Annotated in this window: 8 protein-coding genes; 2 read left to right on the forward strand and 6 right to left on the reverse strand. The window is 73.7% G+C overall.

What is annotated here, in order from left to right:
- The first annotated feature begins 189 nt into the window (after nucleotides 1-189).
- Together ABZ479_RS12875 and ABZ479_RS12880 are read left to right on the forward strand one after the other, a co-directional pair.
- Nucleotides 190-2,133 carry a hypothetical protein gene (locus tag ABZ479_RS12875; RefSeq protein WP_500461612.1) on the forward strand — a complete coding sequence of 648 codons (1,944 nt, stop codon included), beginning with the start codon at nucleotides 190-192 and terminating at the stop codon, nucleotides 2,131-2,133.
- A gap of 299 nt (nucleotides 2,134-2,432) precedes the next feature.
- Complete coding sequence (locus tag ABZ479_RS12880) at nucleotides 2,433-3,539, forward strand: CDP-alcohol phosphatidyltransferase family protein (RefSeq protein ID WP_500461613.1); 1,107 nt, start codon at nucleotides 2,433-2,435, stop codon at nucleotides 3,537-3,539.
- A gap of 76 nt (nucleotides 3,540-3,615) precedes the next feature.
- On the opposite strand, the gene obgE is transcribed toward ABZ479_RS12880, so the two are convergent.
- From obgE to ABZ479_RS12910, 6 genes are all read right to left on the reverse strand, one after another.
- The gene (obgE, locus tag ABZ479_RS12885) at nucleotides 3,616-5,055 is read right to left on the reverse strand and encodes a GTPase ObgE (RefSeq protein ID WP_500461614.1); all 1,440 of its coding nucleotides are present in this window, start codon (nucleotides 5,053-5,055) and stop codon (nucleotides 3,616-3,618) included.
- 114 nt (nucleotides 5,056-5,169) lie between these two features.
- Entirely contained in the window at nucleotides 5,170-5,424 is a 255-nt protein-coding gene (gene rpmA / locus ABZ479_RS12890; RefSeq protein ID WP_499598926.1) for a 50S ribosomal protein L27, read from the reverse strand.
- Between the two features lie 14 nt (nucleotides 5,425-5,438).
- A complete protein-coding gene (gene rplU / locus ABZ479_RS12895; RefSeq protein WP_500461615.1) occupies nucleotides 5,439-5,759 on the reverse strand; it encodes a 50S ribosomal protein L21 in 321 nt (106 codons plus the stop codon).
- 239 nt (nucleotides 5,760-5,998) lie between these two features.
- On the reverse strand, nucleotides 5,999-10,120 hold the full coding sequence (locus ABZ479_RS12900) for an Rne/Rng family ribonuclease (RefSeq protein ID WP_500461616.1): 4,122 nt from the start codon (nucleotides 10,118-10,120) through the stop codon (nucleotides 5,999-6,001).
- Between the two features lie 219 nt (nucleotides 10,121-10,339).
- Nucleotides 10,340-11,113, reverse strand: coding sequence for a TIGR03936 family radical SAM-associated protein (locus ABZ479_RS12905; protein WP_500461617.1), 774 nt, complete (start codon nucleotides 11,111-11,113; stop codon nucleotides 10,340-10,342).
- Between the two features lie 68 nt (nucleotides 11,114-11,181).
- Nucleotides 11,182-12,285 (reverse strand): hypothetical protein, encoded by a 1,104-nt coding sequence (locus ABZ479_RS12910; protein WP_500461618.1) that lies wholly within the window; start codon nucleotides 12,283-12,285, stop codon nucleotides 11,182-11,184.
- Nucleotides 12,286-12,346 lie beyond the last annotated feature (61 nt).

The following is a 12,346-nucleotide window of genomic DNA, read 5'->3' on the forward strand; positions in this document are numbered from 1 at the left end:
GGGTACGGCGAACCGGCACCCCGGGCGGCCCAGCGCACGCTCGCGTGTCCGGGCGGTTCCGCCGGGCCGCCAAACGTACGACGATGGGAAGTTGCCGCTGTGAAACGTGCCGTGGGGAAACGGCCGGGAGCCCAACACTTCGGCCTCCTTCTGGCCCAGATGTGCGCCCTGGTCGCGCAGGTGGTGGGCGTGGCCCTACCCAACGGGGCCCTGATGGCGTGCGCCGCCCTCGCCGGTTGCGCCGCCGACGTCCGCCTGCACGCCGGCAAACGCCCGCCGCCCAAGGCACTCGGCCTGCTTCAGGCGGAGGCGGTCACCCGGCAGTCCCTGCGCGACCTGCTGCTGATCGCCGGACTGCTACGCCTGGACCAACGGGAGTCCATGCTGTTCCACCTCGTGTGCCTCGGCGGCCTGTTGTACGTCCACGGTGCGCACATCGCCCTCCAGGGCGGGGCGGCGCTGGTGCAACGGGCACGCCGGCTCCCCGTCGTCACACGCAACATCGACACGTCCGAACTGCCGCTGCCCGCCCCGCCCCCGCACCTGATTACCCGTCAGCCAGGCCTGCGGCTGCTGCTGGTGGGGAGCCCGGCGACCTTCGGGCTGAGCGTGGGCGCGGCGACTGGGGCCACGGCGTACGCCGCCGACGGCATCGCCCTGTCCGCGCTGCTGGCCACCGTGGCGCTGGCCCTGCTCGCCCGGTGCTTCATGCCCGGCAGGCGGCCACCGGGCGCGGAGGAGGTCCTCGAGTGGTTCGACCGCTGGCTCGACCGCTACCAGCCCACGGTCGGCATGTACTTCTCCGGGGGCGCGAGTTCCGCTTACCAGGCGAACATGTGGCTGGCCCCCCTGGCCGGGCTCGACGGGCGGCCGGTGATCGTGCTGCGCGAGCGCGCGATGGTGCCGCGCATCGGCCCCACCGACCTCCCCATCGTGTGCCTGCCGAAGGTCGCCGACCTCATGCGGCTCGGCGACTCCAGCCTCAAGGTGCTGCTCCACCCGGCCAACGCGCCGAAGACCTCCCAGGTACTGCGCATCCCGTCGATCATGCACGCCTTCGTCAATCACGGTGAGAGCGACAAGCTCTCCAGTTGCAACCCGTACGCCAAGGCCTACGACGAGGTCTGGGTGGCTGGCCCCGCCGCCCGCGAGCGCTACGCCCTCGCCGCCGTCGGCGTGGCGGACGAGGACGTCGTGGAGGTCGGCCGTCCCCAGCTGGCCGGCGTCGAGCGCGGTTCCGGTCCGGTGCCCGCCGGGACGCCGGTCACGGTGCTGTACGCGCCCACCTGGGAGGGCTGGACCGACGACCCGGGCAACACCTCGATCGTCCTGGCGGGCGAGACGATCGTCCGCCGGCTGCTCGCCGACCCCGGTGTGCGGCTGCTCTACCGTCCGCACCCGCTGACCGGCTCCGTCGACCCGCGGGCCGGTGCGGCCAACCGCCGCATCATCGAGCTCATCGAGGAGGCCCGCGGCGCGGCCACGCACTCCGCCATGACGCCCGGGCAGCGCGATGTGCTGGAGGGCACCGAGCGCGAGCTGGACCGGCTCACCGCCGCCTGGTCGCTGTCGTCCGCGGACGACCTGGAGCGCATGGCCGACAAGGGTGTGTCCGGGGACGTCACCGTCGCCGAGGCGATGCGGCGTGCGACCGAGGAGTGGGAGGCCGTGTACTGGACGGCGCTGCCCGCGACCGAGCACCAGGTGTTCACCGGGGAGAGGCCCGGCCTCTACTCCTGCTTCAACCACTCCGACGTGCTCATCACCGACGTGTCCAGCGTCATCTCGGAGTTCATGGTGAGCGGCAAGCCCTACGCGGTCACCAACACCACGGACCTGGCCGAGGGGACCTTCCGCGAGACGTTCCCCACCGTCCGCGCCGGAACGGTGCTGACCCCGACCGCGAAGGGGCTCGACGAGCTGCTGGGCGTCGCTCGCGGCACCCGCGACGACACGCTGGCGACGGCCCGTGAGGAACTGCGGGTGCACCTGCTGGGCCCTGCCGTGCCGACCTCCGCGGAACGCTTCCAGGAGGCCGTGCACGCCCTCGCGGCCCGCGTGGACGAGCGCCGGGCCAAGGCTGCGGGCGCCGCGCCCCAGGCCGTCCCGCGGCAGCGTGCCGAAGCCGTCTGACCGCGGCGCACCGAACGACGGAGGAGGCCTCCGGAGGAACGAGACCGTTCCCCGGAGGCCTCCTCCCTGTGCGCGCCCCCGAAGCCTGCGCCATGACCCACGACGGACAGGGGCAACGGGTACCCCATTCGGCAACCTTGTGTTCACCCGTCCGCAATACGTGCAACCATCGTGCCTTGCCGCGTGTCGTCCCTTTAGTGGAGCGCGGATCGTCCGTGCCGGAGCCGCCGCCCTCCCGTCCCCGTCCGAACCGGAAGCCGGTTCGGTGTCCCCTTCTCGCCACGGAAGGTTTCTGGTCCATGGAAATACCGCCGCTCGCCGAAGTACGGCGCCTCACCGAGAAGAAGCGGGACGCCTGGTGGACCGTGTTCCTGGTCGATCCGGTGGCGACCCCGCTGGTGCGCTGGACGGCCGGACGGACCCGCCTCACCCCGAACCAGATCACCTGGGGCGCCCTGTTCCTCGGCCTTGGCGCGGCAGCGTGCTTCGCGATGGCCGACTGGAAGTGGCTGGTCACCGGGGCCGTGCTGTACCACTTGAGCTTCGTCCTCGACTGCATGGACGGGAAGCTGGCACGGCTCACCGGCCAGGGCTCCGAGTTCGGCGCCTGGCTCGACTACATCTTCGACCGTATCCGCGTGGTCTGCTGCGCCGCGGCCCTGATGGGCGGCCAGTTCTACCGCACCGATGACCCCGTCTACATGTGGCTCGCCCTCGCGGTGATCTTCCTGGACGCGCTGCGCTACCTCGACGCGCTGCAGATATTCAAGGTCCGCACCGGGATGCGCAGGAAGATCCAGAAGCGGCTGCAGCAGGTCGAGGCGGCCAGGCCGACCGCGTTCCTGGAGGACCTGCTGCGCGAGCGGGCCGACGAGGACGAGACGCAGGCCGACGCGGACGCCAAGGCCACGGCCAAGGTGCTCGGCGCCGTCGAGCCCGGCCCGCGGGCCGTCCCCGCGCAGTGGACCGGCCCCGGCGCCTTCACGGCGGACGCGACGGCGGCCGCCGGACGCACGCTCGGCACGCAGGACGCCCCGCCGTCCGAGGAGGCCGGCCCGCAGCGCGTCATCGACCTCCAGCAGACCTTCAAGGAGCGCTTCGCCCCCTACGAGAAGTTCCGCGACTACCTGATCAAGCACCGCGTGCGGCCGCACCTGGTCAGCGGTATCGAGTTCCAGATGGGGGTCTTCATCGTCGCGCCGCTCACCGGTGCCATCGTCGGCGTCACGATCGGCGCGGGCGTGTTGCTGCTGGCCTTCGAACTCGCCATCATCTACAAGTTGTTGCTCTCCACCCGCGACTTCGAGGGTGTCATGGCGCAGCTCGGGGCGGAGGTCCGCGAACAGGAGCGGACCGAGGGCACCGAGGACGAGGGAGCGACCCCGTTCCGGTCGTCCGTGAGCTGAACCGGACGGCACGGCACCGAGGGCCGGTCCCCCGCCGATCGCGGGGGTCCGGCCCTCGTCACGTGCTGCCGGCCGCTCAGGACTCGAAGGGGTCGAAGCCCTCGAACTGCTCCTGTGCGTCGTCCCGCTCGGCGTCGCGGTCCTTGCGGCGCTGGGCGGCGGGGCGGGGCGCGTCGAAGCGGTGGTCCTCGCCGCGGCGTCCCAGCATCTCCGCGCCGGCCGCCACCGTCGGCTCCCAGTCGAAGACCACGGCGTCGTCCTCGTCACCGATGACGACCTCGTCGCCCTCGCGGGCGCCGGCCTTGACCAGTTGCTCCTCGACACCGAGGCGGGCGAGCCGGTCGGCGAGGTAGCCGACGGCCTCGTCGTTGGCGAAGTCGGTCTGGCGCACCCAGCGTTCGGGCTTCTCACCGCGGACGCGGTAGAAGCCGTCCTCGGCGGTGACGGTGAAGCCGGAGTCGTCCACGGCCTTGGGCCGGATGACGATGCGGGTGGCCTCCTGGACCGGCTGGGCGGCGCGGGCCTCGGCCACGATGCCGGCGAGGGCGTACGCCAACTCGTTGAGGCCCTTGTGGGCCACCGCGGACACCTCGAAGACCCGGTAGCCGCGCGCCTCCAGGTCGGGGCGGACCATGTCGGCGAGGTCCTGGCCGTCGGGGATGTCGACCTTGTTGAGGACGACCACCCTCGGACGGCCCTCGAGGCCCCCGTACGCCCGCAGTTCCGCCTCGATGACGTCCAGGTCGCTCAGCGGGTCGCGCTCGGACTCCAGGGTGGCGGTGTCCAGGACGTGCACCAGGACGCTGCAGCGCTCCACGTGCCGCAGGAACTCCAGTCCCAGCCCCCGTCCCTCACTGGCGCCCGGGATCAGCCCGGGGACGTCCGCGACGGTGAAGACCGTCGAACCGGCCGTGACCACACCGAGGTTGGGGACGAGGGTGGTGAAGGGGTAGTCCGCGATCTTCGGCTTGGCGGCCGAGAGCACGGAGATGAGCGAGGACTTGCCCGCGCTCGGGTAGCCGACCAGCGCCACGTCGGCGACCGTCTTCAGCTCCAGGACGAGGTCCCGGCTCTGGCCCGGCTCGCCCAGCAGCGCGAAGCCCGGCGCCTTGCGGCGCGCGGAGGCCAGCGCCGCGTTGCCGAGGCCGCCGCGACCGCCCTGGCCGGCGACGAAGGTGGTGCCGTGGCCGACGAGGTCCGCGAGCACGTTGCCGCGGCTGTCCATGACCACGGTGCCGTCCGGCACGAGCAGGACCAGGTCCGTGCCCTCCTTGCCGGAACGGTTGCCGCCCTCGCCGGGCTTGCCGTTGGTGGCCTTGCGGTGCGGGTGGTGGTGGTAGTCGATGAGCGTGGTGACCGACTGGTCGACGACCAGCGTCACGTCACCGCCACGGCCGCCGTTGCCGCCGTCCGGGCCGCCCAGCGGCTTGAACTTCTCCCGGTGCACGGAGGCGCAGCCATGGCCTCCGTTACCCGCGGCGACGTGCAGCTCGACGCGGTCCACGAAGGTGGTCATGCGGATGTTCCTCCTGGTACGTACGGGATGTCTTGTTGTTCAACGCACCGAGGGCGGACCTGCTTCCCGCCCGGGAAGCAGCGTCCGCCCTCGGTGAAGTCGTATCGCGGCCGATCAGGCGACCGGGACGATGTTCACGACCTTGCGACCACGGCTGCTGCCGAACTCGACCGCACCGGCGGCGAGGGCGAACAGCGTGTCGTCCTTGCCACGGCCGACGCCCGCGCCGGGGTGGAAGTGGGTGCCGCGCTGGCGGACGATGATCTCACCGGCGTTCACGACCTGGCCGCCGAAGCGCTTGACGCCGAGCCGCTGGGCGTTGGAGTCGCGACCGTTCCGGGTGGACGATGCGCCCTTCTTGTGTGCCATCTCTGTTCAGTCCCTTACTTCGCAGCGGCGGGGATGCCGGTGATCTTCAGCGCCGTGTACTGCTGGCGGTGACCCTGACGACGGCGGTAGCCGGTCTTGTTCTTGTACCGCAGGATGTCGATCTTCTGGCCCTTGTGGTGGTCCACGATCTCGGCCTCGACCTTGATCCCGGCCAGCACCCACGGGTCGCTGGTGACGGCGTCGCCGTCCACGACGAGCAGCGTCGAGAGCTCGACCGCGTCGCCAACCTTGCCCGTGGAAATCTTGTCAACCTCGACGATGTCGCCGACGGCCACCTTGTGCTGGCGGCCACCGCTGCGCACGATTGCGTACACGCGGAACTCACTCTCTCGCTCGGATCGTCACTCCTGACGCCAGCCGTCCCTGCGGTGCGTGGGGGGCCTCTGCCGGCCGGGGCCGGTAGGAAGGTGCTCAGGAATGGGCGTCAAACGTCAAAACGCCGAAGGTCAAGGTTACGGGGCACCCCCGACCGGGTCAAACCGGCGCCTCCCCGGCCGGACACGCCGAGGGCCGTCCCCCCGGTGGGGGACGGCCCTCGGACGGTGACCCCGGGTCAGGACGCCTCGGTGGGCGCCTCGGCCGTGGCCTTCGCGGCCTTCTTCGCCGTCGTCTTCTTCGCGGTGGTCTTCTTCGCCACGGTCTTCTTGGCGGCCGTCTTCTTGGCGGCGGCCTTCTTCGCCGGCGCCTTCTTCGCGGCCGTCTTGCGCGCGGCCCGCTTCTTCGGCTCCGCCTCGGCGGTGTCGGTCTCGGCGGTGTCGCTCTGCGGCTGCGCCTCGGTGCCGGGGACGACCACGACCGCTGCCTCCTCGCCCGAGGACGGCGCGCCCGCGGGGGCGGACGCCCGGCGCGTGGCCCGGCGACGGACCGGCGCGGCCGGCTCCTGGACCTCCGCCACGGGCTCCGGCTCGGGAGCCGGGGCCGGGACGGCCGTCTCCGCCGCGGGGACGACCACCGTGGCCGCCTCACCCGCGGGGGCGCTCGGCGCGGTGGCCTTGCGGGTCGCCCGGCGCCGGCCGCGGACCGGGGCGACCGGCTCCTCCACTACCTCGGCGGTGTCCACGACCGCGGGCGCCTCGGTGGCGGTGGCCGTCGCGGCCTCCGCCGCCTGGGGCTCGGTGACCGGGGCGACCGACGGGACGACGGTGACGATCTCGGCCGTCGCGTCCGGCGAGCCCACCGGAGCGGTGACCCGCCGCGAGGCCCGCCGCCGGGAACGCCGGCCGGCCGCGGCCTCGGCCTCCGCCGGGCTGCTGAACCACTCCTCGTCCCCGCCGACGGCGGGGACCAGCTCGGCCTCCGCCACGGCGACCGGCTCCAGCTCGAACGCCTCCTCCACGGCCTCCTCGGCCTCGGCGACGGCGGTCCCGGCGACCGCCGGCTCCTCCGCCGCACCGCCACGACGGCGCTTGCGCTTGCCGCCGCCACCGGCCGTCGTGGGCTGGTCCATGTGGACGATGACGCCGCGGCCGTTGCAGTGCACGCAGGTCTCGGAGAAGGACTCCAGCAGACCCTGGCCGACCCGCTTGCGGGTCATCTGCACCAGCCCCAGCGAGGTGACCTCGGCCACCTGGTGCTTGGTCCGGTCACGGCCCAGGCACTCCAGCAGACGGCGCATCACGAGGTCGCGGTTGGACTCCAGCACCATGTCGATGAAGTCGATCACGATGATGCCGCCCAGGTCGCGCAGCCGCAGCTGGCGCACGATCTCCTCGGCCGCCTCCAGGTTGTTCCTGGTGACCGTCTCCTCCAGGTTGCCGCCCTGGCCGGTGAACTTGCCGGTGTTGACGTCGATGACGACCATCGCCTCGGTCCGGTCGATCACCAGCGAACCGCCGCTCGGCAGCCAGACCTTGCGGTCCAGCGCCTTCAGCAGCTGCTCGTCGATCCGGTAGGTGGCGAAGACGTCGACCTCGGAGGTCCAGCGGCTCAGCCGCTCGGCCAGGTCCGGCGCGACGTGCGAGACGTAGCCGTGGATGGTCTCCCAGGCGGTGTCGCCGCTGACGATGACCTTGCTGAAGTCCTCGTTGAAGATGTCGCGGACGACGCGGACGGTCATGTCCGGCTCGCCGTAGAGCAGCGACGGGGCGTTGCCACTCTTGGCCTTCTTCTGGATCTCCTCCCACTGCGACTGCAGCCGCTCGACGTCGCGGCGCAGCTCGTCCTCGCTCGCGCCCTCGGCCGCGGTGCGCACGATGACGCCCGCGTCCTCGGGGACGATCTTCTTGAGGATCTGCTTCAGCCGGGCGCGCTCGGTGTCGGGCAGCTTGCGGCTGATGCCGGTCATCGAGCCCTCGGGCACGTAGACCAGGTAGCGGCCGGGCAGCGACACCTGACTGGTCAGGCGGGCGCCCTTGTGGCCGATCGGGTCCTTGGTGACCTGGACCAGCACCGACTGGCCGGACTTCAGGGCCGCCTCGATGCGCCGCGGGCCGTTGCCCATGCCCAGCGCCTCGAAGTTGACCTCACCGGCGTACAGGACGGCGTTGCGGCCCTTGCCGATGTCGACGAACGCGGCCTCCATGGACGGCAGCACGTTCTGGACCTTGCCCAGGTAGACGTTGCCGACGTAGGAGGTGGCCTGCTCCTTGTTGACGTAGTGCTCGACGAGGACGTCGTCCTCCAGCACACCGATCTGCGTGCGGTCGCCGTTCTCACGGACGACCATGACGCGCTCGACCGCCTCACGGCGGGCCAGGAACTCGGCCTCGGTGATGATCGGCACACGCCGGCGGCCCTGCTCGCGGCCCTCGCGGCGGCGCTGCTTCTTGGCCTCCAGACGGGTGGAGCCCTTGATGGACTGCACCTCGTCGGCCGGCTCGGACGGCTTGCGCGGCTCGCGGATCTTGACGACCGTGCGCTCCGGGGCGTCCTCGCCCAGGCTCTCCTCGGCCGGGCCCTCGCCGCCACGGCGGCGACGACGGCGACGGCGACGGCTGGTGCTGCTGCTCTCGCCGTCCTGCTCGTCGTCCTCATCGGACTCGTCCGCGGCGCCCTCGCCCTCGGTCTCCTCGTCCTCGCCGGCGGCCTCCTCGCCGTCGGCGGCCTCACCACGACGACGGCGGCGGCCACCACGACGGCGACGGCGGGAGGTGCGCTCGCCGCCCTCGCCCTCGTGCTCGTCGCCCTCGTGCTCGTCGGCCTCGGCCTCCGCCTCCGCCTCGTCCTCGTGGACGGCCTCGGGCTCCTCGTCGGCGTGCTCGGCCACGACGCTCTGCGCGGTCTCCACGGCCTCCGCGGGCTCACCGCGACGACGGCGGCGACGACGGCGTCCGCCGGCGTACTCCTCGGCCTCCGGCTCGGCCTCGGGCTCCTCGTGGTCCTCCTGCTCCGCGGCCGGCGCGGCCTGCCCGGCCTGCGTCGGGGCGGGGGCCTGGAACACCGGTGCCTGGAAGACCGCCACCGGCGGGCGCACGACCCGGCGGCGTCCCCGCGCGGGAGCCGCCTCGGGCTCGGGCTCGGCCTCGGGCTCCGCCGCGGGCTCGGCCTCGGCGCCCTGCGCCTGCTGGATCTGGATGACGATCGTGTCCGCGGGGACGCCGAACGCCTCCGCGACCGCCACGACCGCCGCGGCGTGCGCCTCGTCGACCGTGTCGCCGTAGCCGCGGATCTCGTACGCGTCCTCGACCTCGACGGCCCAGCCGGAACCGTCCGGGACGGCCTTGGCGGTGTAGGTGCGCCGCTCCGGGGCGGCGGCCACGACGGTCTCGGCGGCGGCCTCCGCCTCCGCCTCCTCACGAGGCGCGAGCGCACCCGGCTTCAGACGGCGCGAGCCGTCGTCGGCGGCGAGGAAGGAAGCCGCCGGGGCGGTACGCCGACGCGAACGGGCCGCCCGGCCCTTCTCGGCCTGGGGCTTCTCGGCCCTGCCGCGCCGCGGCTGCGTGGCGGGCTGCTCCGCGGGCTCCTCCTGCAGCGCCTTCGCCGGCGCGTCCGCGGCGGCCACGGCGACGTCCTCGGCGGGAGCCGCCTCGGGGGTGGCCACCTTGCGCGTGGCACGGCGCCGCGCACGGGCCGGGGCCGCCGGCTGCTCGGCCTGCTCCGCCGCGGGGGCGGTCTCGGCGTGCAGCGGCAGGTCGGCCTGGAGCTCCCTGGCCTGCGTGTCGGCGGCGGCCGCGGGGCCGCTCGTCTCCTCGGCGGCCGGGGCCGCCTCGGGGCTGGTCACCTTGCGCGTGGCACGGCGCCGCGTACGGGCCGGAGCCGCCGGCTGCCCGGCCTGCTCCGCACCAGAGGTCTCGGGGGTGCTCCCGGGGGCAGGGGCCGGCTCGGCAGGCGTCTCCGCCACGACGGCCTCGGCGGCCGGGGCCGCGGCGGTGGCCTTCCGTGTCGCACGGCGGCGGGTAGGGGCGGGAGCGGCCTCGGCCGTCTCCTCACCGGACCCGGCCGCCTGCGGCTCCGGGGCGGAGGCCTTGCGGGTCGCCCGGCGGCGGGTACGCGCCGGCGCGGCCTCGGCCTCCGGCTCCGCGGAAGGAGCTCCGGCCGGTATGGCCGGCGACCCGGCGGCCGCTGCCCCCGGGGTCACGTCCTGCGCGGCCTCGCCGGCCGCGGGCGGTCCCGCGGGGCGGCTCGCCGCCCGGCGTCGACGGCGCGGTGCGGCCGTCGCCTCGTTGTCGGTGCCGCCGGAGGCGGCTTCGGTGGCGCCGTTCTCGGGCGCCTCGTTCGGCTCGTTGTGCTCGAGCATGCGGGCATATCTCCCGTCACGCTCCCGGGCGCCGCGTCCTGGTCCGGTTCGCGGCGGTCCGCGTCATCGCGGTTCCGCCGCCCGGGGGGCGCGGGCGCCACACGGGAGCTGTCGTATAGCTCGTCGGCACCGCAGTGACGGGCCGACGAAAGTCTCGTCTGATGCGTGCTGCCGGACCCGGGTTTCCCCGGATGCATCGGCCGCACAACGGCGACGGTCCTAGGCGGAACCCTCCGGCACCGCCGCGGCATCGCGGTCGGGCGCGAGCGGATCGGTCACCGTACCGGTCTCCTCGTCGAGCGGCCCCTGCGCCAGCCTGGTCACCGCTGCGGGGACCGGCGGCGCGAGGTCGGCCACCGCACGGAGGCCGGACAGGACGTCGTCGGGTCGTACGGCAGGTGTCACATGCCGAACAACCAGCCGCAGTATCGCACAAGCTCCTGGCGTCGGCCTATCGGCACCCTGTTCGAAAACACCGTCCTGGGCCCCGGCCACCTGCGGATCCACCGCTTCGAGCCGGGTGACGGCCTCGCGCGCGTCGAAAGTCCGCACGCCGTTCTTCGTCATGCGCTGGACCTCGACGGTCCCGGCGGCGAGGAACGCCGCCACGGCCCGCTCGGCCTCGTCCCGCTCGACACCGTCCAGCCGTAGCTGCCACACCGACGCCGCCAGCCGCTCGGCGAGCCCCGAGGTACGGGCCTCGACGGCGTCGACCACGTCGAGTCCGGCCGGCAGCGACTCGTCCAGCAGCAGGCGCAGCTTCTCCGGCTCACGGGCCTCGCTGAGCGCGATCTCCAGGTACTCGGCCTCGCTCGCGACGCCGGTGGGTGCGGCGTTGGCGTACGACACCTTGGGGTGCGGGGTGAAACCCGCCGAGTACGCCATGGGCACCTCGGCGCGCCGCAGCGCCCGCTCGAATGCGCGCTGGAAGTCGCGGTGGCTGGTGAACCGGAGGCGGCCGCGCTTGGTGTAGCGCAGTCGGATGCGCTGCACCGCGGGTGCGGGCGGCGGGCCTTCGGGCTGTCGCTTGCCCAGTGTCGTTCAGTCCCTCGTGCGTCTGGTCACCCCGGACGGGGTTGCTTGTCGTCTTCCAGATTACTGGGGGTTCCGGCCTTCCGGTTCCCCACGGCGCCCGCACCGCGCTCCACCCGTCGCGGCGCGCCCGTCAGCGCACCGCGCAGATCGGCCCGCACCCCGCGCACGGTCTCCCGCACCGCGGCCAGCGCGTCGCGCACCACCCGCCGGGCCTCGGCCGCCGCCTGCCGCACCGGCCGCCACACGGGCAGCACGACGGCGTGCCACACCCAGGCCACCGGGACCACCACGACCACGGTGACCAGCCACTTCAGGGCCCGGCCCAGGGCACGCGAGACGTACCCCGCCACCCGCCAGGCCACCAGCAGGGCGTCCCGGACCTCCCTGGCGACCGGCACGAGCACCCGCCGCCACAGGAACAGCAGCGGAACCACGACCGCCCGCCGCGCCAGCCACACCACGGCCACGCCCACCGGCACCAGCACGTACCGCCACAGCCCCACCGCCGGCAGCACGACCAGCAGCCGCACCGCCCACCGGAGCAGCCACGCCGCCCCGGTGGCCAGCGGCACCAGCACACGCCGCCACAGCGCCGCCAGGGGCACCACCACGAGCGTCCGGACCGCCCACACCACCCCCACGCCCACCGGCACCAGCACGTACCGCCACAGCCCCACCGCCGGCAGCACGACCAGCAGCCGCACCGCCCCGGTGGCCAGCGGCACCAGCACACGCCGCCACAGCGCCGCCAAGGGCACCACCACCAACGTCCGGACCGCCCACACCACCCCCACGCCCACCGGCACCAGCACGTACCGCCACAGCCCCACCACCGGCACCACGACCAGCAGCCGGACCACCCAGACCACGGCCGCCCCCACGGCCCGTCCCACCGGGGCCAGCACGTACCGCCACAGCGCCGTCAAGGGGGCGACCACGCACACCCCGACCAGCCACCGCCCCAACCGCCCCGACGCCCGCCCCGACGCCGCCAAGGCGTCCCACGCGATGCGCAGCGGCAGCACGACCACCAGCGCCACGATCCGCGCCGGCATCCTGACCGCCACCGTCAGGCACCCGTCCCCGTCCCCGCTCTCGCCGTACCCGCCGGCGCTCCCCCGCTCCTCCATCCCCGAACGGTACGCCCGGAGCCCCGCGTTCACCTCCCCCCTCCCGGCACGGACCTCGCGG

This window comes from Streptomyces sp. NPDC005722 (assembly GCF_040630935.1).
Lineage (GTDB): Bacteria > Actinomycetota > Actinomycetes > Streptomycetales > Streptomycetaceae > Actinacidiphila.

Excerpts from the sequence above, each read along its gene's own strand:
- ABZ479_RS12880 (WP_500461613.1), top strand. The coding sequence starts at position 2,433 with ATGGAAATACCGCCGCTCGCCGAAGTACGGCGCCTCACCGAGAAGAAG.
- obgE (WP_500461614.1), bottom strand. The coding sequence starts at position 5,055 with ATGACCACCTTCGTGGACCGCGTCGAGCTGCACGTCGCCGCGGGTAAC.
- rpmA (WP_499598926.1), bottom strand. The coding sequence starts at position 5,424 with ATGGCACACAAGAAGGGCGCATCGTCCACCCGGAACGGTCGCGACTCC.
- ABZ479_RS12900 (WP_500461616.1), bottom strand. The coding sequence starts at position 10,120 with ATGCTCGAGCACAACGAGCCGAACGAGGCGCCCGAGAACGGCGCCACC.
- ABZ479_RS12910 (WP_500461618.1), bottom strand. The coding sequence starts at position 12,285 with ATGGAGGAGCGGGGGAGCGCCGGCGGGTACGGCGAGAGCGGGGACGGG.